General features: G+C 64.4%; 18 protein-coding genes. 11 read left to right on the forward strand and 7 right to left on the reverse strand.

Translation table 11 applies throughout. The annotated features are described in order from the left end of the window. Positions 1-599: 599 nt before the first annotated feature. Both dnaN and dnaA read right to left on the reverse strand, forming a co-directional pair. Positions 600-1,700 (reverse strand): DNA polymerase III subunit beta, encoded by a 1,101-nt coding sequence (gene dnaN / locus AC1VXC_RS10095; protein ID WP_313173732.1) that lies wholly within the window; start codon positions 1,698-1,700, stop codon positions 600-602. Between the two features lie 367 nt (positions 1,701-2,067). Then, positions 2,068-3,396, reverse strand: coding sequence for a chromosomal replication initiator protein DnaA (dnaA, locus tag AC1VXC_RS10100; RefSeq protein WP_313173731.1), 1,329 nt, complete (start codon positions 3,394-3,396; stop codon positions 2,068-2,070). 252 nt (positions 3,397-3,648) lie between these two features. Here dnaA and rpmH point away from each other — a divergent pair, with 252 nt between their 5' ends. The 8 genes from rpmH (at position 3,649) to AC1VXC_RS10140 (ending at position 13,751) form a co-directional block, all read left to right on the forward strand. Then, the gene (gene rpmH / locus AC1VXC_RS10105) at positions 3,649-3,789 is read left to right on the forward strand and encodes a 50S ribosomal protein L34 (protein WP_006404565.1); all 141 of its coding nucleotides are present in this window, start codon (positions 3,649-3,651) and stop codon (positions 3,787-3,789) included. Positions 3,790-3,794: 5 nt separating this feature from the next. Next, on the forward strand, positions 3,795-4,289 hold the full coding sequence (gene rnpA, locus AC1VXC_RS10110; protein ID WP_481528215.1) for a ribonuclease P protein component: 495 nt from the start codon (positions 3,795-3,797) through the stop codon (positions 4,287-4,289). Continuing rightward, positions 4,289-5,998 (forward strand): membrane protein insertase YidC, encoded by a 1,710-nt coding sequence (gene yidC, locus AC1VXC_RS10115; protein ID WP_313495435.1) that lies wholly within the window; start codon positions 4,289-4,291, stop codon positions 5,996-5,998. Before rnpA ends, yidC begins: the two co-directional genes overlap by 1 nt. A 282-nt stretch (positions 5,999-6,280) precedes the next feature. Further along, on the forward strand, positions 6,281-8,959 hold the full coding sequence (locus AC1VXC_RS10120) for a polysaccharide deacetylase family protein (RefSeq protein WP_481538434.1): 2,679 nt from the start codon (positions 6,281-6,283) through the stop codon (positions 8,957-8,959). A gap of 3 nt (positions 8,960-8,962) precedes the next feature. Next, on the forward strand, positions 8,963-10,312 hold the full coding sequence (gene mnmE, locus AC1VXC_RS10125) for a tRNA uridine-5-carboxymethylaminomethyl(34) synthesis GTPase MnmE (RefSeq protein ID WP_313495439.1): 1,350 nt from the start codon (positions 8,963-8,965) through the stop codon (positions 10,310-10,312). Between the two features lie 60 nt (positions 10,313-10,372). After that, positions 10,373-10,759 carry a VOC family protein gene (locus AC1VXC_RS10130; protein ID WP_313173727.1) on the forward strand — a complete coding sequence of 129 codons (387 nt, stop codon included), beginning with the start codon at positions 10,373-10,375 and terminating at the stop codon, positions 10,757-10,759. A gap of 213 nt (positions 10,760-10,972) precedes the next feature. Further along, on the forward strand, positions 10,973-12,589 hold the full coding sequence (locus tag AC1VXC_RS10135) for an ATP-binding cassette domain-containing protein (protein WP_313495442.1): 1,617 nt from the start codon (positions 10,973-10,975) through the stop codon (positions 12,587-12,589). Positions 12,590-12,716: 127 nt separating this feature from the next. Continuing rightward, on the forward strand, positions 12,717-13,751 hold the full coding sequence (locus tag AC1VXC_RS10140; protein ID WP_313495444.1) for a glycerophosphodiester phosphodiesterase: 1,035 nt from the start codon (positions 12,717-12,719) through the stop codon (positions 13,749-13,751). A gap of 326 nt (positions 13,752-14,077) precedes the next feature. Here the strand turns inward: AC1VXC_RS10140 and AC1VXC_RS10145 are convergent, their stop codons facing one another. Both AC1VXC_RS10145 and AC1VXC_RS10150 read right to left on the reverse strand, forming a co-directional pair. After that, positions 14,078-14,866, reverse strand: a complete 789-nt coding sequence (locus tag AC1VXC_RS10145; protein ID WP_313173724.1) for a rhomboid family intramembrane serine protease — start codon at positions 14,864-14,866, stop codon at positions 14,078-14,080. Between the two features lie 96 nt (positions 14,867-14,962). Next, positions 14,963-15,922: a TerC family protein gene (locus AC1VXC_RS10150; protein ID WP_313173754.1), complete on the reverse strand. Its 960-nt coding sequence runs from the start codon at positions 15,920-15,922 to the stop codon at positions 14,963-14,965. A gap of 284 nt (positions 15,923-16,206) precedes the next feature. Here AC1VXC_RS10150 and AC1VXC_RS10155 point away from each other — a divergent pair, with 284 nt between their 5' ends. Together AC1VXC_RS10155 and AC1VXC_RS10160 are read left to right on the forward strand one after the other, a co-directional pair. Further along, positions 16,207-17,376, forward strand: coding sequence for a class I SAM-dependent rRNA methyltransferase (locus AC1VXC_RS10155; protein ID WP_313173723.1), 1,170 nt, complete (start codon positions 16,207-16,209; stop codon positions 17,374-17,376). Between the two features lie 214 nt (positions 17,377-17,590). Next, positions 17,591-18,832: a dipeptidase gene (locus tag AC1VXC_RS10160; protein ID WP_313173722.1), complete on the forward strand. Its 1,242-nt coding sequence runs from the start codon at positions 17,591-17,593 to the stop codon at positions 18,830-18,832. A gap of 310 nt (positions 18,833-19,142) precedes the next feature. Here AC1VXC_RS10160 and AC1VXC_RS10165 read toward each other — a convergent pair whose 3' ends face one another. From AC1VXC_RS10165 to AC1VXC_RS10175, 3 genes are all read right to left on the reverse strand, one after another. Continuing rightward, positions 19,143-20,579, reverse strand: a complete 1,437-nt coding sequence (locus tag AC1VXC_RS10165; protein WP_313173721.1) for an amino acid permease — start codon at positions 20,577-20,579, stop codon at positions 19,143-19,145. 228 nt (positions 20,580-20,807) lie between these two features. Continuing rightward, a complete protein-coding gene (leuE, locus tag AC1VXC_RS10170; protein WP_313173720.1) occupies positions 20,808-21,434 on the reverse strand; it encodes a leucine efflux protein LeuE in 627 nt (208 codons plus the stop codon). Between the two features lie 18 nt (positions 21,435-21,452). Then, a complete protein-coding gene (locus tag AC1VXC_RS10175) occupies positions 21,453-21,998 on the reverse strand; it encodes a nucleoside 2-deoxyribosyltransferase domain-containing protein (RefSeq protein ID WP_481538435.1) in 546 nt (181 codons plus the stop codon). A gap of 120 nt (positions 21,999-22,118) precedes the next feature. Between AC1VXC_RS10175 and AC1VXC_RS10180 the strand changes: the two genes are divergently transcribed. After that, positions 22,119-23,657: a DNA recombination protein RmuC gene (locus AC1VXC_RS10180; RefSeq protein ID WP_481538436.1), complete on the forward strand. Its 1,539-nt coding sequence runs from the start codon at positions 22,119-22,121 to the stop codon at positions 23,655-23,657. The last annotated feature ends 134 nt before the right edge of the window (positions 23,658-23,791 follow it).

Below are 23,791 nucleotides of genomic sequence, written 5' to 3' on the forward strand. Positions count from 1 at the left end.
ACAACGCTTTCACAATTCCAGATTTCTTGAAATCTGATCCATCGCGCAGGGTTCCTGGCCTGGAATTTCAAGGTTCACGCTGTTGGCTCAAGTCCCGCGTTTGGACTTCGCGTTGGAATCAGCGAAAGCAGGGGGAAACTTGCGCGGCTTCAAGCGCTACGGATTCAATCCGGCTGCGCACAACCGCGATCTTCACCAACCAGGCGCGTTCCACAGCAAGGGATACGTTTGCAGGGTAGGGCTTGCACGGAGACCAAGCTTCTAGCTGCCACTGGAGCGATCGGGCAAGAACTTCAGGAGGGGACGTTATGCCCGTCGAAATCGCAGATCCGAGCGTTTGGCCGATTGAAGCCGGTATCTGGTCGCAACAGCGGAATCATTGCCAACCACGTAGCCTGGCCGAAACCTGGGATTCCGCAGCCTGGGATTGGCCGCTTCTCCTTGCACGGCGAAAAGCGAGTAGACAGGCCTGGCTGAGCATCCAGAACCCAGTGACTTGTGGGGCATCGGCTCATCTGTTCCACGTGGAACCTCAGCCGGAAATAAAAAAAGCCCGGCAGTAGGCCGGGCTTCTTCGTGTTCCACGTGGAACCTGCAGGTCAGAGACGCAGCGGCATCACCACGTGACGTGACTTCTCGCTGCTGGCTTCACGCACCAGTGCCGAGGAGTTGGAATCACGCAGCTGGATGACAACATGCTCATCGCGCAACGCCGACAGCGCATCGAGCAGGTAGTTCACGTTGAAGCCGATGGCCAGGTCGCTGACCGTGGTGTCGGCCTCGATTTCTTCCTGCGCTTCTTCCTGCTCCGGGTTATGCGCGCTGATCTTCAGCTGGCCCGGGGTCACTTCGACGCGAACACCGCGGTACTTCTCGTTGGAGAGAATTGCCGCACGCTGCAGCGAAGCGCGCAGGGTTTCGCGCTCGACCTTCACTTCGCGGTCGGCGCCGATCGGAATCACTGCTTCGTAATCCGGGAAACGGCCGTCGATCAGCTTCGAGGTGAAGGTCACATCGTCGCGCTTCATGCGCACGTGGCTGCGGCCAACTTCCAGCTCGACTTCGCGCTCGCCGCCTTCCAGCAGACGCTGCAATTCGGTCACGCCCTTGCGCGGCACGATGATCTGACGCTTGGCGCCGTTATCGTTTTCCAGTGCGGTTTCGCACAGGGCCAGACGGTGGCCGTCGGTGGCAACGCAACGCAGGATACTGTCGCGCAGGTCAAACAGCAGGCCGTTGAGGTAATAGCGCACGTCCTGCTGCGCCATCGCGAACGCCGTGCGTTCGATCAGTTCCTTCAACGCGGCTTCCGGCACGACAACGCGTTCGGTGGCTTCAACCTCGTCAACCGACGGGAAGTCGTTGGCGGGCAACGTGGCCAGGGTGAAACGGCTACGGCCAGCCTGGACCGTGATCTTGTCGCCCGTCTGCGAAACCGTGATGCGGCTGCCATCGGGCAGGGCGCGGATGATTTCGAACAGCTTGCGCGCCGGAATCGTGGTTTCGCCGTCCTGGGCGTCTTCGACCGCAATGCGGGAGACCATTTCCACTTCCAGATCGGTACCGGTCAGCGAAAGCTGGCCGCCCTGAACCTGGACGAGGAAATTAGCCAGAACCGGCAGGGTCTGACGGCGTTCAACCACGTTGACGACCTGGGCCAACGGCTTGAGAAAGGCTTCGCGCTGCAGTGTGAAACGCATGTGGTTTCGTGCCCCTATGCTTTTAAAAGATGTGGATTAAATCAAAAGCTTGGTGGTGCTGGTAGAGCCAGATTTGGTTTAAAACACACCCAAGTGTTTGTTTTTAAAGGTTTTATTGAAGCTGAAACCCATGTATTACTGGTCCTGAGCAGGTGGGTGAACCTGTGGATAATTTTGATCCGGATCTGCCGGCCAATTTTATCCACAACTTCCCCAGAGCCTGCCCCCGAATCATGCACCGTTTTGTGCGATGACGCCGCAGTGGCGTCGGTGCATCATTCGCTGCACTTCCGGCCCAGACCTCGTTGCCCCAATGGTTTTCCCACCTGTTTCATCGATGAGCGTTTCCACAGGGCAGCGCCGGGGCTTACTCGCTGAGCTTGCGGATCAGCTTGTCCCAGTCCTCGCGCAGCTTGCCGTCGGTTTCCATCAACGTGCGGATCTGCCGACAGGCGTGCAGCACCGTGGTGTGGTCGCGGCCGGCAAAGGCGTCGCCGATTTCCGGCAGGCTGTGTTCAGTCAGTTCCTTGGTCAGCGCCATGGCCACCTGGCGTGGACGGGCCAGGGAACGGGTGCGCCGCTTTGACAGCAGATCCTTGATCTGCAGGCCGTAGTAGTCGGCAACCGTTTTCTGGATATTGGGGATGCTGATGGCTTGTTGCTGGGCACGCAGCAGATCGCGCAGGGTTTCCTGGGCAAACTCGGTGGTGATCGCGCGGCCGGTGAAATTGGCGCGGGCAGTCAGCGTATTGAGCGCACCTTCCAGATCACGCACGTTGGAGCGCATCTTCTTGGCGATCAGGAAGGCCACGTCGTCCGGAATCTCGGCGCCGCGTTCGCGGGCCTTGGCCAGCACGATGGCAGCACGGGTTTCAAAGTCCGGCGGCTCGATGGCCACCGACAAACCCCAGGCCAGGCGCGATTTCAGGCGGGCTTCCAGGCCTTCCACTTCGCGTGGATAGCGGTCGCAGGTCAGGATGATCTGTTGCTTGCCATCGAACAACGCATTGAAAGTATGGAAAAACTCTTCCTGGGTACGGTCCTTGCCGGCGAAGAACTGGATGTCATCGATCAGCAGCGCGTCGACCTGCTGGAACTGGCGCTTGAACTGGTCCATGGTCTTTTCCTGCAGCGCACGGATCATCGCGCTGAAGAACTGTTCCGACCGCAGATACAGCACTTTTGCCGCCGGATTGGCCTGGCGCATGGCATTGCCTGCGGCCAGCATCAGGTGGGTTTTACCCAGGCCGGTGCCGCCGTACAGCAGCAGCGGGTTGTGCGCACGATCGCCCGGCTTCTGCGCCGCCTGGAATGCCGCCGCCAGACCGAGCTGGTTGCTGCGGCCTTCGACGAAATTGGTGAAGGTGTAATGCGCATCGAGGTTGCCGTTGAACGGCACGACGGGAGCGGCAGGCACGGAACCGGTGCTTGGTGCGACCAGCGGCGCCGGCTCCGGTGCCCGCGGACGCGAGCCGATTTCGAGGATCACCTCGCCAAAACCGGCGAAATGGGTCAGCAGTTCGCCGATCCGCGACAGGTAGCGTTCGCGCACTTGATCGACAATAAAGGCGTTGGGCGCGTACAGCACAAGGCTGTCTGCGCGTTGGTCGGCCTGCAGCGGCTTCAACCAGGTGTGGACATCTTCGGGCGGAAATTCCGCCTCCAGACGTTCAAGACAACGTGTCCAGGCATCCATCAGCAATAATCGTCAAAGGCTTGCCAGCCGGGCGCAGAAAGCCGCCGGGCCACAGGCCGGAAGGGGGAAAGTGGATGACTCAGACTACCACCGCCGGCCCGATGCGGGAATGCTTGTCCCGGTTTTATTCACAGGCTCATCCACAAGATGTACACCGGCCTGTGGATAGCTTTGTCAAGCCAGACTTGACGGGACCCCGAGGGGGTCTATAGAATTTCCGGTTCTTTCCGTCCACTTCATACAGGTGCCCCAATGGCCACCAAGCGCACGTTCCAGCCCAGCAACCTCAAGCGCAAGCGCGATCACGGTTTCCGTGCTCGTATGAAGACCGCCGACGGCCGCAAGATCCTGTCGCGTCGCCGCGCCAAGGGCCGCAAAGTCCTCAGCGCTTGATTGCGTTGCCGCGTGAAGCGGCAAGCGCAACCCCGATCGTGATCAGTACCTGCCCGCGCAAGCGATTTCCTCGCTCTGCGCGGGTTCGTACGCGTGCCGAATATACAACGGTCTTCAACGGCGCCCGCCGTGTATCCGAGCCCTTGATGACACTCCACTGGTTGAAAGGGGATAGCCCTGCTCGACTCGGTCTGGCTGTGTCACGCAAGGTGGATACGCGTGCGGTCGGTCGTAACCGTATCAAGCGTGTGTTGCGGGATGCAACACGCCATCTACGGTCGTGCCTGAAAGGTGGCGATTACGTCATCGTGGCCCGGTCGGCGGCCAAGACCGCCAGCAATCAACAGATCCGTGAGGCGTTTGAGCGCCTGCTGCGCCGCGCTGGCGCATTGCCCCCTGTAGCTGCGGGCGGCACAATGCCGCCGCACGAGGGCGCTGACACCCCTCTTCCTTTGAACGTACCGGATACCTCCTCCGGTCGAGCCGAGCCTGCCTGCTGATGAACCAGACCCGTGTATTCCTGATTTTTGCCTGGCTGATGGTAGCCGTGCTGCTGTGGATGGAATGGGGTCGCGAAAAGGCCGCACCGGATCCGGCAACCGTGGCCACCGCCCAGGCGGCCGTGCCGGGCGCCAATGACGTTGATCTGCATGCGCCGGTCGCCGGTGATGTGCCGCAGGCTTCCGTCCCGGGCCAGCCGCCGGCCGCTGCCGCGCCGGCAGGCATGGAAGCGGCCGCCAGCGCACAGCGCGTGACCGTGACCACCGACGTATTGAAGCTGGTGCTCGATGGCCGCAGCGTGCTGGACGCCGATCTGCTGCAGTTCCCGCAGACCAAGGCCGCCGGTAGCCCGCCGGTGCAGCTGCTGACCGAAGACAAGGCGCATCCGTACAGCGCCACCGCCGGTTGGGCCAGCCAGAACAATTCGCCGGTGCCGGGCGCGAACGGCTTCCAGCCGGCGCAGGGCGTCACCGCCGTGGCCCTGGCCGATGGCCAGAACGAAGTGCAGGTGCCGTTCGTGTGGAATGGCCCGAATGGTGTCAGCATCCATCGCACCTACACCTTCAAGCGTGGCGATTACGCCATCAGCGTGAAGGATGAAGTGGTCAATACCGGTACTGCTCCGTGGCAGGGCTATGTGTTCCGCAAGCTGGACCGCGTGCCGCCGGTAATCAGCAAGGGCATGACCAACCCGGATTCCTTCAGCTTCAACGGCGCTACCTGGTTCAGCCCGGCAGATGGCTACCAGCGCCGTGCGTTCAAGGACTACATGGAAGACGGCCCGATCAACCAGACCATCAGTGGTGGCTGGGTGGCGATGCTGCAGCACCACTTCTTCACTGCCTGGATTCCGCAGGCTGACCAGTCGGCGCTGTACCTGCTGTCGCAGAACGGTCCGCGCAACGTGATCGAAACCCGTGGCCCCGGCTTCACCGTGGCCCCGGGCCAGAAGGTCAGCACCGAAGCACGCCTGTGGGTGGGCCCGAAGCTGGTGAACCAGATCGCCAAGGAAGACGTGAAGGGCCTGGACCGCGTGGTCGATTACAGCCGCTTCTCGATCATGGCCATCATCGGCCAGGGCTTGTTCTGGGTGATGAACCAGGTGCACAAGCTGGTCGGCAACTGGGGCTGGGCCATCATCGGCCTGGTGATCCTGTTGAAGATGGCGTTGTTCCCGCTGGCCAATGCGCAGTTCAAGTCGCAGGCCAAGATGCGCAAGTTCCAGCCGCGCATCGCGCAGCTGAAGGAGCGCTACGGCGACGACAAGCAGAAGTTCCAGACCGCGATGATGGAGCTGTACAAGAAGGAGAAGATCAATCCGCTGGGTGGCTGCCTGCCGCTGCTGATCCAGATGCCGATCTTCTTCGCCCTGTACTGGGTGCTGGTGGAATCGGTGGAACTGCGCCAGGCGCCGTGGCTGGGCTGGATCCAGGACCTGACCGCACGTGACCCGTACTTCATCCTGCCGATCATCAACATCGCGGTGATGTGGTTCACCCAGAAGCTGACCCCGGCTGTGGGCATGGACCCGATGCAGCAGAAGATGATGCAGTTCATGCCGCTGGTATTCGGCGTGATGATGGCCTTCATGCCGTCCGGCCTGGTCCTGTACTGGGTGGTCAACGGCGGCCTGAGCCTGCTGCAGCAGTGGTGGATGATCAAGAAGCACGGCGAAGACGCGCCGAGCAAGGTGATCGAAGCCAAGTAAGCAAAAGCCCGCCGCAAGGCGGGCTTTTCGCATCTGGGCCAAGCCGCGCGAAGACAGATCGTTCGGCTGTCTGTCTGTTCGGCTGTTTGTGGGAGCGGCGTAAGCCGCGAAGCTGACATTGCTGGAACCCTTGGAACCTATGCGATCTGACGCTGTGCTTGCTTCGCGGCTTACGCCGCTCCCACAAACAGCCCAACAGCCGAACAGCGCCGCAAGCTTGGGCTTTCGCCTGTGGCGTTAGAATCACCACATCTGCTGCACCCTTTCACCCCCGAGCCTGCCATGCCCCGTTCGTTGTCGTGCCGCCTGATTTTGCCTGCCGTGTTGCTTGCCGCGTTGACGGTCGCCGGCTGTTCCAAAAAGGACGAGGCAGGCACCGCGACGCCTACCCAGGCCAGCGCGCAGGCCGCAGCCGCAGCCAATCCAGCGGCGGCACCGTTGTTGACCGCACTGCAGAAACAGCTTGATGGCCATCGCCGCATCGTCGTGTTGCTGGCCGACGAAGCACAGCAATCGCCGACTGACCGCCAGACCTCCAGCCGCATCGGCCAGCAGTTGTTCCATGACGGGTTGGAACAACGCCAGGCCATTGCCGCACAGTTCGACGCCTTGCTGCGTGACCCCAATCCACAGCGCTTCGCCACCCTGGGCACGGTGCTGGATTACATCGAATCCTCACCCGAGCTCTACGACGCTGATCGCCTAGCTTTCCGCGAAATACTGCGCGAACTGCATCAACGCGTGGGCGCGGATTCGTCGCTGCCGGCGGTAAAGCTGCACCAGCGCATCGGCGAAGACCTGGACGCGCTGGATGAGATCGAGCGCAACTACAACCAGGAACTGACCCGCATCTTCAGCCGCTTCGAGCGCACCCGTGCGATCGAGCTCAAGCGCGAAAAGTGGGACGACTACGTCGCCCACCTCAACACGTTGTACAAGCGCGATGCCATCCTGCGCGACTTTGGCGTGATCGAGCCCTACCCGATGTCGATGCAGGACAGCGACCGCGAAATCTTCGGCCGCGACCTGCCCGCCAAGACCGTGGTGCTGACGTTCGACGACGGCCCGCACAAGGCCTATACCGATGAAGTCGTCGCCATCCTGCAGCGCTACGACGTCCCGGGCGTGTTCTTTGAAGTGGGCCGCAACCTGGGCGCGGTCGAGGCCGACGGCAAGGTCAAGCTCGGGCCGATGGCGGGCATCAGCCGCAGCCTGATGGAGCATGGTTATGCGGTCGGCAACCACAGCCTGACCCACGCGCAGCTCTCACGCACCACCGGCGATGCGCTGCGCCAGCAGGTGCTCGATACCGACACCTTGCTCAAGGGCGTGGATGCCAAGCGCGCACCGCTGTTCCGCTTCCCCTATGGGGCGCGCAATGCCGAAGGCCTGCAGCTGCTCAACGAAGCCGGGCTGAAATCCATCATGTGGAACATCGACTCGATGGATTGGGCCGACCCGGTGCCCGAATCCATCGTGCAGCGCGTGGTCGACCAGGTGCAGAAGGAACAGCGCGGCATCATCCTGTTCCATGACATCCACGACCGCGCGGTGAAGGCGCTACCGCAGATCCTCGACAAGCTGATCGCCGATGGTTACCAGTTCGCCGGTTGGAACGGCCGTGATTTCAGCGTCAGCCGCGCGCGCAAGGGCGCCGTCGCCGATACCACGGTCACCACCGGCTACGAAAAATCCTGGGCGATTGTCATTGGCATCGATGACTACGCCAAATGGCCCAAGCTCGAATATGCCGGCCGCGACGCGCAGTCCATCGCCGATACGCTGACCGGCCAGTTCGGCTTCCCGTCTTCGCAGGTGATCGTGCTGAAGAACCAGCAGGCTACCCGCAACAACATCCTGGCCGCCTTCCACGACCGCCTGGCCGATGAGCGCACCGGCAAGAACGACCGCGTGTTCGTGTTCTTCGCCGGCCATGGCGCGACCCGCCAGCTCGCCTCCGGCCGTGACCTCGGCTACATCATTCCGGTGGACTCGGACCCGAATGAGTTCGCCACCGATGCGATCGCGATGACCGATATCCAGAACATCGCCGAGAGCATGCAGGCCAAGCACGTGCTGTTCGTGATGGATGCCTGCTACAGCGGTTTGGGGCTTACCCGCGGCGGCAGTTCGTCATCGTTCCTGCGCGAGAACGCACGCCGCAGCGCGCGGCAGATGCTGACCGCCGGCGGTGCCGACCAGCAGGTCGCTGACAGCGGCCCGAACGGGCATTCGGTATTCACCTGGGTGCTGCTGCAGGCGCTGGCCGGCAAGGGCGACCTCAACGGCGATGGCCTGATCACCGGCACCGAGTTGGCTGCGTATGTGGCGCCGGCAGTATCGGCGGTATCGCGGCAGACCCCGGCCTTCGGCAGCCTGCCCGGTTCGCAGGGCGGCGAGTTCGTGTTCCAGGTGCCGGACAGCCAGGAATTCCTCAACGCCGATACCCGCCAGCTGTCGGCTGACGCCATCGCCCTCAACAGCCGCGTCGATGCGGCACAGGAGTCCAAGCCTGCAGGCAAGACCGAAGCGCCGGTAACGGTTGCCGATCTGCAGGGCGGCAAGAGCACCCTGGTGGTGCCGGCCGCCGTACCGACCTCGGACCGGCAGCGCGCACAGCAAGCCAATGACCGCGGCCTGCAGCTCTACCGCGAGAAGCGCTATGACGAAGCCGCCGTGCAGTTCACCGAGGCACTGAAGCTGCGGCCGGATTTCGCCCAGGCGGCCAACAACCTCGGCTTCGTCTATTACCGCCAGCAGCGGTACGCCGAAGCCGCGCGCTGGCTTGAGAACACCTTGAAGATCGACCCTTCGCGCGCTGTGGCCTATCTGAATCTTGGCGACGCCTACTTCAATGCCGGCGACAAGGCCAAGGCCAAGCAGGCCTATACGACCTACCTGGAGCTGCAGCCACAAGGCAGCGGCGCTGCCCAGGCCCGCGCGCAACTGCAGAAGCTGTAAGCCATGACCGATTTATCCACAGCCCAGACCATTGTTGCCATCGCCAGCGGTGCTGCTGCCGGTGGCGTCGGCATGCTGCGCGTGTCCGGCCCGCAGTCGCTGCGCATCGCGATTGCCCTGGGTTGTCCACAGCTCAAGCCGCGTCACGCCCATTACGCCAGGTTCCGCGATGACGCCGGCGAGGTCATCGACGACGGCATCGCGCTGTACTTCCCCGGCCCGCGCAGCTTTACCGGCGAGGACGTGGTGGAACTGCAGGGCCACGGCAGCCCGGTGGTGCTGCGCCAGCTGCTGGCCCGCTGCATCGAGCTGGGCGCGCGCCAGGCCCGCGCTGGTGAGTTCAGCGAGCGCGCCTTCCTCAACGGCAAGCTCGACCTGGCCCAGGCCGAAGCCATCGCCGACCTGATCGCCGCTGGCGACGTACGCGCCGCGCGTGCCGCGCGGCGTTCGCTGGACGGCGTGTTCTCACGCCGGGTGGAAGAGGTGGGCGAGCAACTGGTGCGGCTGCGCATCCACGTCGAAGCGGCCATCGACTTCGCCGACGAGCCGCTGGACACGCTCGGCGGCGCGCAGGTGCGCGCCGGCATCGAGCAGGCCAAGGCCTTGCTGGCCCAGCTGCGCATCGACGCCGAACGCGGCCGCAAGCTGCGCGATGGCCTGCACGCGGTGCTGATCGGCCCCCCCAATGCCGGCAAGAGCTCGCTGCTCAATGCCTTGGCCGGCAGCGAGCGCGCCATCGTCACCGATATCGCCGGCACCACCCGCGACACCTTGCGTGAGACCATCCGCATCGACGGCCTGGAGCTGGAGCTGGTCGACACCGCCGGCCTGCGCGAAGGCGGTGACGCCATCGAACGCGAAGGCATGCGCCGCGCCCGCGCCGAGATGCAGCGCGCCGACCTGGCCATCGTCGTGCTCGATGCCCGCGATCCGGAGGCGGGCAGGGCCGCGATTGGCGATGCCGCAGCACAGGCTGCCCGCCAGCTGTGGATCTACAACAAATGCGATCTGCTGCCGGACTGGCCGCAGGCGCTGGACGCCGACAGCATCGCCCTGTCCGCCGCCAATGGTGTGGGCCTGGAGCAGCTGCATGCGCGCCTGCGCGATATCGCCAGCGATGGCGCAGGCGAGGGCATGCAGGGCGAGTTCTCCGCGCGCCTGCGCCATGTCGAAGCGCTGGCCCTGGCCAGCGAACACCTCGACGCGGCCGATGGGCAATTGCACTACGACCAGCTGGAACTGGCCGCCGAGGAACTGCGGCTGGCGCATGATGCGCTCGGCGAAATCACCGGCCGCATGACCGCCGACGACCTGCTGGGCAGGATTTTCTCGAGCTTCTGCATCGGCAAATAATGCCGCTGTGGAGCCATCGGCCCGCAGGGGCCAGCCAACGCAATAGTCAGGAGGTAGTTGATGTTTTCGCACATCGTGGTGGGGGCAAATGACATCGAGGCATCCAAGGCGTTCTATGACGCGCTGCTGTCCACGCTCGGCGCAAAGCCGGGTTTCGTCGATCCCAAGGGCAACGTGGTGTACCGCCATGGCGGCGCGCTGCTGATCGTCGGCCATCCGCGCAACGGCGAGCCCGCAACGCACGCCAATGGCGGCACCATCGGCTTCAGCTGCGCCTCGCCGGAGGTGGTCGAGGCCTGGCATGCGGCAGGTGTTGGCAACGGTGGTGTGAGCGTGGAAGACCCGCCGGGACCGCGGCAAAGCCCATTCGGCCCACTCTACCTCGCGTATCTGCGCGATCCGGCCGGTAACAAGCTGTGTGCCACGCACCGTGCGGCCCAGGCCTGAGCATCAGCTTTCCCCACAGCGGCGGCGCGGACCACTACGCGCCGCCGGTTACTGACAGTTCTGTTTGCCGCCGTTAGGCTAGGCCCTGTTACGGGATCCCCCCGCCAACGGAGTCAGTCCAATGCGCCATTGATGCCACCGTCTTGATGACGGTCCCTACCAGTCCCTGCTGCCGCTGGCGGCCGGGTGCTTCGGGCATCGATGGAATACCGCATGACCAACTCAATTTCCGTGACGCTGGATGGCGTCGCGTGGCACACGCCCGATGGGCGCAGCCTGTTCTCCAACCTCACCGCACAGTTCGATGACCGGCCCACCGGTCTGGTCGGCCGCAACGGCGTGGGCAAATCCGTACTCGCGCAGATACTGGCTGGATTGCGTCAGCCCAGTGCCGGGCATTGCCGTCGCATCGGTGAGGCCTACTACCTCGCACAGCAGGTACAGCCACGAGCAGGACAGCGTGTAGCCGAACTCGCGGCTGTGGATAAGCGTGTGGATGCATTGCGCAGGATTGAAGCCGGAAGCACGCAGCAAGCGGATTTCGACGCGATTGGCGAGCAATGGAGCCTGTGCGAAACCCTGCAGCAGGCCTTGGCTGATGCTGGCTTGCACGGCGTTGATGCCGATACACCTGTGGATAAGCTCAGTGGCGGGCAATGCATGCGCGTCGCTTTGGTGGGTGCGTTGCTGCAGCCGGTGGAGTGGCTGATCCTCGACGAACCCAGCAATCATCTCGATCACGCAGGCCGGCACTGGTTGGCCGAGCAGCTGCGCGCGAGAAAGCAGGGCCTGATCCTGGTCAGCCATGACCGGCTGCTGTTGCAACAGGTGGAGCGCATCGTCGAACTGTCGCCGCAGGGGCTGCGCAGCTACGGCGGCAACCATGCCTTTTATGCACAGGCGCGCGCTGGCGAACGTGCCGCAGCCGAAGCTTTGTTGCAGCAACGCCGGCATGAGCGGCGCAAGGGCGAGCAGGTTCTGCGCGATCAACGGCAGCGGTTGGAACAACGCAGCGCGCGCGGCAACCGCGAGGCCGCCAACGCCAATCAGGCGCCGATCCTGCTTGGCTTGCAGCGGCAACGTGCCGAAGCCAGCCTCGGCAAGGCACGCGCGCAGCTGGATCAGCGGCAGGTGCAGCTGCACGACGCCGTGCGCGAGGCACAGGCCGACAGCGAAGCCGCCGCCCCGGTGTTGCTGGTCCCAAATGTGCAAACCAGCGGGCCGGAGTGGGTGGTGCGTTCCAGCGGACTGCAGCTGCCGCATGTGGCACCGGCGCTGCGCGCGCTGGACTTCAACCTGCGCCGTGGCGAACGCGTTGCCATCACCGGTGCCAACGGTGTGGGTAAGTCGACATTGCTGAAGGTGTTGGCAGGACAGCTGCCAGTGCGGGCTGGCAAGGTGAGCGTGCAGGTACCTGCTGCCTTGCTGGATCAGCAGCTGCAGCTGCTACCCGCGCACAGCAGCGTGCTGGACGCCTTGCGTCTGCGTAATCCAGCCATGGCCGAGGGCGAGTTGCGTGGCCGGCTGGCCCTGCTTGGCCTGGATGCAAACCACGTACAGATGCCTTCTGGCCTGCTCAGCGGCGGGCAGCGACTGAAAGCCGGCCTGGCCTGCGCGCTGTATGCCGATCCACCGGCACAGCTGCTGTTGCTGGACGAACCCGGCAATCACCTGGACCTGGATGCGCTGGCGGCTCTGGAAGACCTGTTGCGCCAATACCAGGGCAGCCTGTTGCTGGTCTCGCATGACGAGGCACTGCTGCAGGCCATCGGCATCACCGCGCGCCTGCAGGCCGACGCGGATGGCTGGCAGTGGCAACGCAATCAGTGACGCGGTGTTCTTACGCGCGTCACATGCAGCCGTCATGCTGCGCGCCTTGTTTTCGATTGGAGTAGTGACGGTGCGAAGCTGGGCCTGGTTGATGGCGGTGGGGGTTGGCGTGGCATGCTGTTGGGCAATGGACAGCTCAGCCGCGCAGACTTATCCCCAGGTTTCGGTGTACGCGCACCGTGGTGCCAGCGCACTGCTGCCCGAGCACACCCTGGCCGCTTATGCACAGGCCATCAGCGACGGCGCCGATTACATCGAGCCGGACCTGGTGATGAGCAAGGACGGGGTGATGCTGGCCCGGCACGAGAACGAGATTGGCTCGACCACCGATGTCGCCAGCCACCCCGAGTTCGCCAGCCGCCGCACCCGCAAGCTGATCGACGGCCAGCAGGTCGAAGGCTGGTTCACCGAAGACTTCACCGTCGCCGAGCTGAAGACGCTGTACGCGCGTGAGCGCCTGCCGCAGATCCGCGGCACCGCCTTCGACGGACAGTTCCGCATTGCCACCCTGGACGAGATCATCAGCTTCCTGGTGCAGCAGGCCGGGCGTGCCAACCGCGGTATCGGCCTGGCGCCGGAGATCAAGCACGGCAGCTACTTCAAGAGCATCGGCCTGCCGATGGAAGACAAGCTGCTGGCCAGTCTGCAGGGCAACAGCTACACCAAGGTCGCGCCGATCCTGCTGCAGTCCTTCGAGACGGCCAACCTGCGCCAGATCCGCAGCAAGCTCGGCAAGGACAGCAATATCCGCCTGCTGCAGTTGCTCGATTCCAGCGACGAGAAGCCGGCTGACATTGCCTTGGCCGGTGGCAGCCTGACTTATGCACAGATGATGACGCCAGCCGGCCTGCGCGATATCGCCGGCTATGCCGACGCAATCGGCGTAGAACGGCGCGCGCTGGTGCCGCTGGACGCGCAGGGCAAGTTGGCCGCACCCACCGCTCTGATCGGCGACGCGCATGCCGCCGGCCTACAGGTAGTGGCCTACAGCTTCCGCCCGGAAAACCCGTTCCTGCCACCGGCATTGCGCCAAGGGGCGGAGAATGCGCGCAATCCGGAAGCCTCGGTGGCCGAGATCCGCGCCTATCTGCAGGCGGGTATTGATGCGTTCTTCACCGATGATCCGGCGCTGGGACGACGGGCGGTGGATGGCGGTTCTTAAAAGCTGAAGAGCGACCCCTCCCCAACCCGTCCGGCCCGAAGGCACAGCCTTCGGTCGTTCATCAGGCCGCGCGCCAATGGCGCGCAAGCAGGCCTTCTTCACCCCCTTGGCTGCGCCAAAGGGAGGGAGCCAAGCGGCTGCCTTGCATGCTGTCAGTCGCCAAGAACCGCCCCCTCCCTTTGGCGTAGCCAAGGGGAGGGCTGGGGAGGGGTTGGCTTTTAGGCCTTTCAAGCATCGGCAGCTTCGCGGCTGATGCCGGCCCAGCAGGTTGATGGATTGCTGGTAGAGCCTCTGCCGAGCATGGCTCGGCACTACCGCTTCTGCTCTTAGGACGGTTCGTTCGAATCCCGGCGTCGCAGCGGCACCACTACCTCATAGTCACGGCCTTCGCGCGGCTGCCACAGCACCGGCACCTGGCCCGGTGCGGGCGGTTCCAGTTCGTTGTCGGCTTCGGCCAGCTGCTCGGCGTCTTCCTCGTCTTCCCAGCTGTAGCGCTTGCGCTCAGCGCGCGGGTCGGCGTTGCGGAACAGCAGCGCGGCGATCACGCCGGCGGCGGCACCGCCCATATGTGACTGCCAGGACACGCCCGGCTCATGCGGCAGGATGGTGATCAGCATGCTGCCGTAGAACAGGAAGCCGATCAGGCTGGCGGCAATTGCCGGCCGGTCGCGCCGCAGCAGGCCGAGCACGAACACCAGGAACATCAGGCCGTGGGTCAGGCCGCTGGCACCGAGATGGCGGCTGCCGGCCTCGCCCAGCATCCACGCGCCCAGGCCGGAACCTATCCACAGCAAGGGCAGGGCACGCAGGGTGGCTTTGGGATAAACACTGCCAGCCAACGTACCAAGAATAAGCAGGGCGACCGCGTTGGCGCCCAGGTGTTCGATCGACCCATGCAGCAGGGGCGCGCCAAGCAGGCCGGCCAGACCGCTGGCTTCCAGCGGCGCTACCGCCCACGGCCGCCAATCCCAGCCGCTGCTCTGCAGGGCGAACATCGCCACCAGCAGCAGGACGAAGCCCAGGCTGATGTTGAACGCGCGCAGCACCCGGCTGCGGTCGTTGCGGGCGACGGTGGCCGGCGTGTCGCCGGTATCGGGCAGAGTTGGCGTGTCCATGTTCAAGGGATTGCGGCGCCTTGGGCGAAAGCCAAGGGCGCCGCGCTTGGGATCTGGCGTGCCACCGGCGGGACAATCCCGCCGGTGGTGCTGACATCAGGCCTTGTGTCCGCCCTTCGGCGGGATCTTCAGGCTCAGGATCACCGTGGCCACCAGGATCGCGGCCACCACACCCAGCGAAACCGGGACCGGGATCTTGAAGATGTCGATCAGCAGCATCTTGGTACCGATGAAGGCCAGGATGACGGCCAGGCCGTAGGGCAACAGGTGGAAACGGTCGGCCATGCCGGCCAGCAGGAAGAACATCGCGCGCAGGCCCAGCACCGCGAACACGTTCGAGGTCAGCACGATGAACGGGTCGGTGGTGATGGCGAAGATGGCCGGGATCGAGTCCACCGCGAAGATCACGTCGGTGACCGCGATCAGGATCAGCACCACGAACATCGGGGTGAACCAGCGCACGCCGTCCTTCTCGGCGACCAGGCGGTTGCCGTTGTACTCGTGGGTGATACGCAGGTGCTTGCGCATGAACTTCAGCGCCGGGTTGTTATCCAGGCTGGGCTCCTCGCTGGCGGCGAACCACATCTTCCAGCCGGTGTAGAGCAGGAAGGCGCCGAACACGTAGAGCAGCCAATGGAACTGGGTAACCAGCACGGAACCGGCGAAGATCATGATCGTACGCAGCACGATCGCGCCCAGAATGCCGATGATCAGTACACGCTGGCGCTGCGTCTCGGGCACCGCGAAGTAGCCCATGATCAGCAGGAACACGAAGATATTGTCGACCGCCAGCGCCTTCTCGATCAGGTAGCCGGTCAGGAATTGCAGACCCACTTCATTGGCAACGGCCGCGCCTGCGGTCTCATGCAGGTAGTACCAGAGGCCGGCATTGAAGGCCAAGGCCAGCGCCACCCAGCCCAGTGACCAGTAGATGGCCTCCTTGAAGGTGACTTTGTGCGGACCACCGTGGCGCATCAGCACCAGGTCGATCAACAGCGCGGCAATGACGACGACGATGAAGCCGCCCCACAGCCAAGGATTACCAATTGTCTGCATCATGATGAAATTCCGGTCGTGAACGGGGGTATCTCGGAACCACAAAGGCCAAGAGCTGGACACGGAATCGGGGAGACCGGGGACAGAGCTTCGCCAATGCGGCGAAGGTCTTGCTCACAGTCCCGATGGGCGGGACTGCCGTTGCACCGGAGTCTTGCGACTCGAATTGACGGCGACAACGTCTGGGAGCTACTCCCCTTCTGGGGCGAATAGTGCGGCCTGTGCCCATTACAGTCAATGAATACGCTGCAGGCAGGGGGCAGCGCCCGGCTACAATAGCGGCCATGAATACCCCACTCCCCGTCGTACGCCTGAAGAACGCGTGGCGCTCCAGCCACCCGTGGATTTTCCAGAAACTGGTCGAAAAGCCGACCGTCAAGCCCAAGTCCGGCACCATCGTCGATGTGGTCGGCGTGGACGGCGAGTGGATTGGCCGCGGCTTCTACAACGGCCACTCGCGCATCGCCGTGCGCATCCTGGAAACCAACCCGGACGTGGCGGTGGACCAGGCCTGGTTCGCGCAGAAGCTGGCGCAGGCGGTGTCGCTGCGTCGTGACGTGCTGAAGCTGGACGCCATCTCCAATGCCTGGCGCGTTGTCCACAGCGAAGGCGACGGCCTGTCCGGCCTGGTGGTGGACCGCTATGACGACCTGCTGGTGGTGGAATTCTTCGCCGCCGGCATGTTCCGCCACCGCGAATGGATCTACGAGGCGCTGCGTGACCTGTTCCCGGGCTGCCGCTTCCACAGCTTCGCCGACGAACACGTGCAGAAGCAGGAAAGCTTCGATTTCCACGGCAACACCACCACCGAACCGGCCGTGATCACCGAGTACGGCATCAAGTTCCGCGCCGACCCGGCCGGCGCGCACAAGACCGGTTTCTTCGCCGACCAGCGCGAGAACCGTGAGTGGTTGAGCCAGCAGGTGGAAGGCAAGAGCGTGCTCGACCTGTGCTGCAACACCGGTGGCTTCGCGGTGTATGCCGCAGCGCGCGGTGCCGCCGAGGTGCTGGGCGTGGACATCGACCAGGACGTGATCCACATTGCCAAGGGCAATGCGCGTTTGAACAACGCCAAGCCCAAGTTCGTGCAGGCCGACATCTTCCCGTGGCTGCGTGATGCGGCCAACCGTGGCGACCAGTACGACGTGGTGATCCTGGACCCGGCCAAGATGACCCGCGACCGCGACCAGGTGATCACCGCGCTGAAGAAGTACCTGGACATGAACAAGCTGGCCTTGGGCGTGGTCAAGCCTGGCGGCCTGTTCGCCACCTTCTCCTGCACCGGCCTGGTGGCCGAGGACCAGTTCCTCGACATGCTGCGCCGTGCCGCGTACTTCTCCGGCCGCACCATCCAGATCCTGAAGGTAGCCGGCGCCGGCCCGGACCATCCGTTCATGGCCCACGTGCAGGAATCGCGTTACCTCAAGGCGGTGTTCTGCCGCGTGCTGGACTGAGGCAAAAGCGACCCCTCCCAACCCTCCCCTTCGCTACGCGAAAGGGAGGGCTCCGCACCGTGTAGTGCCGAGCCATGCTCGGCAGCGGCCTTCCCGGTAGAGCTCCAACCGAGCATGGCTCGGCACTACAAGAGCCGCCTCCATGCCGTCCGTCACTGGCCCGCGGCTCCACTACAGCGCTAAGGTCTGGCCTTTCCCTTCACGGTGAGGCCTCATGACGCTGCGTCCCCTGTCCCTGCTGGTATCCCTGTCGTTGTGCGTTCCGCTGGCCGCCTCGGCGGTGGAGTTCAGCCAGGCTGAGCTGAGCAAGGCCACCGCTCTGCAGCAGAAACTGCTGACCCTGGATTCGCATCTGGATACGCCGGCCAACTTCGGTCGTGCCGACTTCAACATCATGCAGCGTCACGACCACAATGCGCTGTCGCAGGTGGACTACCCGCGCATGGTCGAAGGTGCGCTGGATGGCGGCTTCTTCGCCATCTACACCGACCAGGGCGACCGCAGCCCGGCCGCGCATATCGCCGAGCGCGACCACGGCCTGCAGCGCATGCAGGAAATCCACGAGATGCTGGCCGCCAACCCGGATAAGTTCCAGCTGGCACTGACGGCTGACGATGCTGCAAGGATCAAGGCCGCCGGCAAGCGCGTGGTCTACATCAGCATGGAGAACGGCAGCCCGCTGGTCGCCGACCCGACCTTGCTGAGTTACTACTACAAGGCCGGCCTGCGGCTGATGTCGACGGTGCACTTCGCCAACAACGAGTTCGCCGATTCGGCCACCGATCCCAAGGGTGCGGAGTGGAACGGCCTGAGTCCGGCCGGCAAGGCGCTGGTCAACGAGGCAGTGAAGCTGGGCATCGTGATCGACCAGTCGCACGCCTCCGATGCGGTGTTCGACAACCTGATCGAGATGATGCCGGTGCCCTTCATCCTGTCGCACAGCTCGGCCAAGGCGGTGTTCAACCACCCGCGCAACCTGGACGACGCGCGCCTGCGCCAGCTGGCCGCCAAGGGCGGCGTGGTGCAGGCCAATGCCTACGGTGGTTACCTGGTCGACGAGACCAAGAGCGCCGAGCGCAAGCAGGCCGAAGAAGAACTGGAAAAGCGCCTGGGCGGTTGGGAAAACATGACCATGGCCAAGGGCGTGGAACTGCGCAAGGCGATGGCCGAGCTCGACCAGAAATACCCGCGCCGCAAGGCCACGCTGGATGACTTCTTCCAGCACTTCGGCCACATGCTCGACGTGGTCGGCCCGGATCATGTCGGCATCGGCATGGATTGGGACGGCGGTGGCGGTGTGACCGGCATGGAAGACGCGGCCGACCTGCCCAAGATCACCGCGTGGATGCAGCGCCGTGGACTGAGTGATGCGCAGATTGCCAACATCTGGAGCGGCAACGTGCTGCGGGTGATGCGCCAGGCGCAGGACTATGCGGCGGCACAGAAGAAGTCCTGATCGCGCGCTGGTGGATAAGTGGAATGACAAAGCGGGCTTAGTGCCCGCTTTGTTTTTATCCACAACTTGGTGGGGATAAGTGGGTTATCCACAGGTGGGGAGCTGCAAGGCTTTAAAGCTTTAAGGCAAAGGCACCCCTCCTCAACCCTCCCCTGCGCTAAGCGCAAGGGAGGGGCGGCTCTGCTCCCTCCCTTTGCCGCAGGCAAGGGGAGGGCTGGGGAGGGGTGCTCTTCAAGCAGAACCCACAAACCCCCAAAAACAAAAAGCGGGCCGACGCCCGCTTTCTGCGTTATCCACAACAGCTTGTGGATTACTTGCCACGTCCCAGCACCGCATTGCGGCGGCTGTACACGGCATAGACCAGCAGGCCGAACACGTTCCAGGCCAGGAACCACAGCTGGGTGCGCATCGGCAGGCTGATGAACAGGTAGATGCAGCCGCCGATCGCCAGCGGCCCGACCACCCAGGCCAGCGGCGTGCGGAAGGTGCGCGGACGGTTGGGCTCGCGCTTGCGCAGTACCAGCAGGCACAGGCCCACGGCGGTGAACGCGGCCAGGGTGCCGGCATTGGCCAGCGCGGCGATTTCATCCAGGCGCGCCACACCGGCCAGCGCGGCCACCAGCACGGCGGTGAACAGGGTGATGACCACTGGCGTGCCGGTGCGCTGGTTGACCTTGGACAGGCCGCGCGGCAACAGGCCATCACGCGACATCACGAAGAAGATGCGGCTCTGGCCGTAGAAGAAGGCCAACAACACGGTCGGCAGGGCGATGATGGCGACAATGCCGATCACCAGCGCGGCAGTGCCGTGGCCGAGTTCGCGCATGATCAGCGCCAGCGGCTCGGCGCTCTTGCCGAACACCGTGTAGCTCATCGCACCGACTGCGGCCAAGGCCACCAGCAGGTAGATGATGGTGCAGCCAACCATCGAACCGATGATGCCGATCGAAAGGTCGCGCTTGGGGTTCTTGGTTTCCTCGGCGGCGGTGGAGATCGCATCGAAGCCGTAGAAGGCGAAGAAGATGATCGCCGCCGCCGCCATCACCCCGCGTTCCACGCCATCGGCGCTGATCGACTTGGGGAAGCCATAGGGCATGAACGGCTGCAGGTTCTCGGCGTTGAAGGCCGGCAGCGCAACCGCAACGAACACCGCCAGCGCGATCAGCTTGAACACCACCAGCACCGCATTGAGGGTGGCGCTCTCCTTGGTGCCGACCATCAGCATGCCGGCGACCAGGAAGGTAATGACGATGGCCGGCACGTTGAGGAAGCCGCCTTCCACGTGCGGACCGGCAGCCAGGGCTTGCGGCAGGGCGACGTTCCAGCCGAACGAGGTGTGCAGCCACTCCAGGAAGCCGACGAAGTAGCCGGACCAACCGACTGCTACCGTACTCACCACCAGCGAGTACTCCAGGATAAGGCTCCAGCCCACCACCCAGGCGATGGTCTCGCCCAGTGCGCTGTAGCTGTAGGTATAGGCGCTGCCGGCGGCCGGCATCATCGTCGACAGCTCGGCATAGGCCAGTGCCGCACAGGCGCAGATCGCACCGGCGATGATGAAGGACAGCAGCACCGCAGGGCCGGCCTTGTCCGCACCCACGCCGATCAGCGTGTAGATGCCGGTGCCGACGATGGCGCCGATGCCGAGCGCCACCAGGTGAGGCCAGCTCAGCGTTGGAACAAGCCGACGGCCTTCTTCGTGTTCGGTGAGTTGGTCGATGGGCTTGCGCCGGAGCCAGGACTGCATGCGGACCTCACGGTTCGTGGTGGTTCGGGGAAGCGGCCGAGTTTGGCTTAACGCAGTGCAGCAAAGCTAGAAAAACCCGAGATCTGGCGCTCTTTTACCGCGTATAGGTGTCATCGCGCCGAATTCGGCATAAAAAATGAAAGTCAGGGCATCGCCCGCGGCGGCGACCGTCGGATGCGGACCCTGCAGGCCCGCCCCGACGCCAGCAGGCTACGCCATCCAAGTGCCTTATTCGGCGATACCCAGGCGCAGCCCGAACACCACCAGGCAGACGCCGACCGCACGCCGCAGCCACACGCCCACGCGCGGATAGCCGGCCAGGCGGCGGGCAATGAACTGCCCACCGAAGATCAGCACCGAGCACCAGCCGATGCTGAGGAGGGCGATCAGCACCGCCATCGTCGCCAGGGTCAGCGCACCGCGTTGCCGCAGCGGGTCGATGAACAGCGGAAAGAAGGCCATGTAGAACAGGATGGCTTTGGGATTGAGCACGCCCACCAACAGCGCCTGGCGGAACCAGCGCCGGCCGTGCTGCACCGGCGCAGCCTCGCCAGCGGCTGCCGTCGGTTCCCGCAGCAGGTTGATGCCGACCCAGATCAGATAGGCCGCGCCGACGTAACGCAGCCCGGCAAACAGCACTGGATGCGCCTGCAGCAGCGCGGCCACACCGGTGGCGGCAATGGCGATGAGGATCTGGTCGCCCAGCATCAGCCCGGCCAGGGTGGCGTAACCGGCACGCACGCCACCGCGCGCGGTGGCGGTGAGCAGGGTGAAGGTGCCCGGCCCGGGCAACATCAGGAACAGGATGACGGCCACCACGAAGGTGCCCAGGTCGTTGATGCCCATCCACGGCATGGCGGCTCTCCGTGGGGCTCAGTGCGCGCGCTGGTCGGCGATGCGCTGCTTCACTGCGGCGATCAACGCCTGCAGGTCATCAAAACGCGGCACGCCATAACGGTCGCCGGTGATGTCCAGGTTGCCCTTGCGCCAGTAGCCGGCCGGTGCCGCCACCAGCAACTTGCCCGAGCGTGCATACAGGCCGAATTCGAGCAGGGTGATCGGGCTCTGCGTGCCCGGGGCGAAGTACATCAGCACGATGTCGGCCTGTTCCAGCGCGGCCAGTTCCCACTCCACCTGACGGCGGAACTCGGGCTCATCGGCCTCGGCACGCCAGGCCGGGTTCCAGTCGGCGCGGCGTGGATTGAGCATCAACACGCCTTCGTCGGCCAGCGCAGCCTGCACCTGCTGCTGCCAATCGCCGGCCTTGCCCATCTCGATGCTGCCAGCCAGGAACACCTTGGGTCGCGCGTCATTGGCGGGCAGGGCGTGGGGCGAGGTGATGGTCTGCGAGTCACTGGCCAGGGCGGCCATCGGCAGCAGGCACAACAGGCTCGACCGCAGCAGGGAGGGCAACTTCATGGTGGGGATAGGGCGGGTGGGGGTGCACATGATCGCAGATAGGCGCCGATGGCTGTTTTCGCCAGCGGTCGGCTGCTTGCAGGATCAGCTTCTGAGACAGGCAGGGCTACACTTCTCCCCATGCAAACCGAAACTCTGATCCTTGGCGGCCTGTTGGTCGTCGTCCTCGTGCTGCAGCTGCTGCTGTTGCTGCGCCGTAATGACAACACCGTGCTGGAAAACACCTTGCGCGAAGAACAGCGCAACGGCCGCGGCGAACTGCGCGAGCAGCTGGAAAGCATGGCGCGCCAGCAGGACACCCGCATCGACGGCTTTGGCCGCAACCTCACCGACCTGTCCACCCGCACCGACCAGCGCCTGGACCAGCTGCGCGACAGCCTCAACGACGACGCCCGCAAGGGCCGCGAGGAGACCGCCAACGCCCAGCAGCTGCTGGCCCAGTTGCTGGGCACGCGGCTGCAGGACGTGCGCGGCCAGCTCGACGTGTTCGGCCAGCAGCAGGAAGCACGCATGGAAGCCTTCGCGCGCCAGCTGGCCGGCCTGCAGCAGAGCCTGGTCGAGGAAACGCGCAAGGGCCGCGAAGAAGGCGCACAGGTCCAGCTGCGCTTCGGCGAGACCCTCAACCAGAAGCTGGGCGAGCTGACCCAGCGCAACGAACAGCGCATCACCGAGATGCGCCAGACCTTGGAAGCGCGGCTGAAGGACCTGCAGGGCGACAACGCGGCCAAGCTCGAGCTGATGCGGCAGACCGTGGACGAGAAGCTGCAGAGCACGCTCAACACCCGCCTGGATTCCTCGTTCAAGCTGGTCTCCGAACGGCTGGAGCAGGTGCAGCGCGGGCTGGGCGAGATGCAGCAGCTGGCCACCGGCGTGGGTGACCTCAAGCGCGTGCTGAGCAACGTCAAGAACCGTGGCGGCTGGGGCGAAGTGCAGCTGGACAACATCCTCGAGCAGACCCTGACCGCCGAGCAGTACGCCCGCGGGGTGAAGCTGCGCGCCGACAGCGGCGAGATGGTCGACTTCGCCGTGCGCCTGCCCGGTCGTGGCGACGGCGATACCCCGGTGTGGCTGCCGATCGATTCCAAATTCCCGCGCGAGGACTACGAGCGCCTGCTCGATGCGCAGGAAGCCGGCGACGTGGAGGCGGTACGCAACAGTGGCAACCAGCTGGAGCGGGCAATCCGCATCCAGGCCAAGTCGATCAGCGACAAGTACATCGTGCCGCCGCACAGCACCGACTTCGCGGTGATGTTCCTGCCTACCGAGGGACTGTATGCCGAGATCATCCGCCGTGCCGGCCTGGTGGACGCACTGCAGCGCGAGCACCGCGTGGTGATTGCCGGCCCGACCACGGTCACCGCCCTGCTCAACAGCCTGCAGATGGGCTTCCGCACCCTGGCCATCGAACAGCGCTCGTCGGAGGTATGGAGCCTGCTGGGCGCGGTGAAGAGCGAGTTCGGCAAGTTCGCCGGCATCCTCGAAAAGGCCGAGAAGCAGATCAACACGGTCGGCAAGAGCCTGGGCGACGCCAGCCGCAAGACCCGCACCATCGAGCGCAAGCTGCGCGGCGTGGAGTCGCTGTCCAGCGACGCCTCGCAGGCCATGCTGGGTACGGACGACGAGGGCGAGGAAGACAGCCCCGAAAGCAGCGAAAGCTGAGGTAGTGCCGAGCCATGCTCGGCAGAGGCCTTCCAGGCAAACCCCAATGCAGTAGTGCCGAGCCATGCTCGGCAGAGGCCTTCCAGGCAAACCTCAATGTAGTGCCGAGCCATGCTCGGCAGACGGGCCACCGG

This window comes from Stenotrophomonas sp. STEN033, assembly GCF_056856655.1.